The following is a 2,303-nucleotide window of genomic DNA, read 5'->3' as shown; positions in this document are numbered from 1 at the left end:
TCAGGTTCTGCCTTTTGTCGCCTAGCGATTATTGCGGCGGCTTAAATCCACTGGCACGGTTCGGAAGTTTGACCTGCGTCAACCCGATTTCCCGCAAACTAGGCTAAGTTTACAGTTTTAAGGCCCATTCATTTCATGATTTGCACCCCTTTCCCACTGCTCACGATCCGGGGCCGTGAACTGTTGCCCGTCATCCAGGGCGGCATGGGCGTGGGCATTTCCGGCCATCGGCTGGCCGGCGCCGTGGCCCGGGAAGGCGCGGTCGGCACCATTGCCAGCGTGGACCTGCGACGCCTGTACCCGGACATCATGCAACGTTTACGCAAATGCAACGACCCGAAAGTACACAGCGCCGCCAATATCGAGGCGCTGGATCGCGAGATCCGCGCGGCGCACGAGATCGCGCCGGACGGGTTCGTCGCGGTGAACGTGATGCGTGCGCTGTCGAATTACGCCGAGCTCGTGGTGCAGGCCTGCAAGAGCGGGGCGAACGCCATCGTCTCCGGAGCGGGGCTGCCGTTCGACCTGCCCGATCTCACGGAAAAATTCAGGAATGTCGCGCTCATCCCGATCCTGTCGGAGGAACGCGGCGTGCGCGCCGTGCTCAAGAAATGGATGCGCAAGGGCCGGCTGCCGGATGCCATCGTCATCGAGCACCCGCGTTACGCCGGCGGGCATCTCGGCGCCACGCGCATGGAGGAAGTCAATGACGTGAAGTTCGATTTCAGTCGGGTGCTCGAGGAAATCCGGCGCGTGTTTCAGGAATTGGGGATCGCGCTCGGGAGCATCCCGCTGATACCCGCGGGCGGCATCAACTCGTTCCAGAAGCTCAAGGAACTGTTTGACATGGGCGCCGCGGGCGCGCAGATCGGTACGCCCTTCGCCGTGACCGAAGAGTGCGATGCGCATCCCAACTTCAAGAAAGTGCTGGCCGAGGCCAGGCCCGAGGATATCGTGACCTTCATGAGCGCGGCCGGCTTGCCGGCGCGCGCAGTGCTTACCCCGTGGCTGAAGAATTACCTCGCCAAGGAATCGAAGCTGCGTGCCAAGGCGACACCCGAATGTTCCCAGTGCCCGAGCCGGCTCGAGTGCCTCGCGCATTGCGGATTCAAGGACGGCAACCCTCAGGCCGGCCAATTCTGCATCGAAACGCAGCTCGCGGCGGCGCAGCGCGGCAATATCCAGCAGGGCCTGTTCTTTCGCGGCTCTGAATCCCTGCCCTTCGGCACGGAGATTCGCAAGGTCCACGAGTTGCTCGAATATCTGCTGACTAACCACCGGCCTGCGGTAACGGCATGAATTCCGGCGCCTTCCCCTATCCCGGCACGCCGACCACTGCCGACGGTTCGGCTGTGGTCGTGTGGGTCGAGCAAAACATTTCCGAGGGCGCCTGCGCCTACCCGATCACCCCATCCACCAACATGGGCTCGGGCTATCAGCTCGCGGTCGCGAACGGCGGCAAGAATCTGTGGAACCGCGACCTGTTCTTCCTCGAACCGGAATCGGAGCACAGCTCCGCCTCCGCCTGCGAGGGTTTTGCGCTGGCCGGCGGGCGCGTGACCAATTTCACCTCCGGTCAGGGCCTGGTGCTTATGAAGGAGGTGCTGTTCACCCTCTCCGGTAAGCGCCTGCCGGTGGTGTTTCACATCGGCGCGCGGGCGCTCAGCTCGCATGCGCTCAACGTGCACGCGGGTCATGACGATGTCATGGCGGTGGCCGATACCGGCTGGGGCATGCTGTTCGCGCGCACCGCGCAGGAGGCACAGGACTTGGGGCTGATCGCCCGGCGCGCCGCGGAAAATTCACGCACGCCGTTCCTGAACATCCAGGACGGTTTTCTCACCACCCACACCATCGAGAACGTGCGCCTCGCCGAGCCGGAACTGATGAAGGTCTACATCGACGATCCGCGCGCGAAGCTGACGAGCTTTTTCGACCCCGACCGCCCCCTGATGACCGGCGTGGTGCAGAACCAGGATTCTTATATGAAGGGCAAGATCGCGCAGCGCTATTACTACGACGAAGTGCCGCGCCATCTGCAAGAGGCGTTCGACGAATTCCACCGGCTCACGGGACGGCATTACGGTTTCGTCAGCGGCTACCGTCTGGAGGACGCCGAATACGCCATCGTCGGCCTGGGCTCGGTCATGGAAACCGCAGTCCCGGCTGTGGACTGGATGCGCCTACACATGGGCTGGAAAGTCGGGCTGCTGCATGTCACGAGCTTCCGGCCGTTTCCCGGACGCGAGATCGTCGCCGCGCTCAAAAACTGCCGGGTCATCTCCGTGATCGAACGCATGGAC

1 protein-coding gene and 1 pseudogene are annotated in these 2,303 nt (G+C 63.0%); both read left to right on the top strand.

Annotated elements, in window-relative coordinates; genetic code table 11:
- The first annotated feature begins 135 nt into the window (after positions 1–135).
- Positions 136–1,299 carry an NAD(P)H-dependent flavin oxidoreductase gene (locus ACC569_RS14450; protein ID WP_372524224.1) on the top strand — a complete coding sequence of 388 codons (1,164 nt, stop codon included), beginning with the start codon at positions 136–138 and terminating at the stop codon, positions 1,297–1,299.
- Positions 1,296–2,303: pseudogene (locus ACC569_RS14445) on the top strand (pyruvate ferredoxin oxidoreductase); the annotation flags it as partial. The gene ACC569_RS14450 and the pseudogene ACC569_RS14445, both read left to right, overlap by 4 nt.

Source organism: Sulfuricaulis sp. (assembly GCF_041499725.1).
Lineage (GTDB): Bacteria > Pseudomonadota > Gammaproteobacteria > Acidiferrobacterales > Sulfurifustaceae > Sulfuricaulis.
The sequence above is the reverse complement of the archived record's forward strand: the minus strand, read 5'-3'. Positions and strand labels throughout refer to the sequence as shown.

What these genes read in the sequence shown, in the direction of transcription:
- ACC569_RS14450 (WP_372524224.1), top strand. Translation starts at nt 136, where the DNA reads ATGATTTGCACCCCTTTCCCACTGCTCACGATCCGGGGCCGTGAACTG.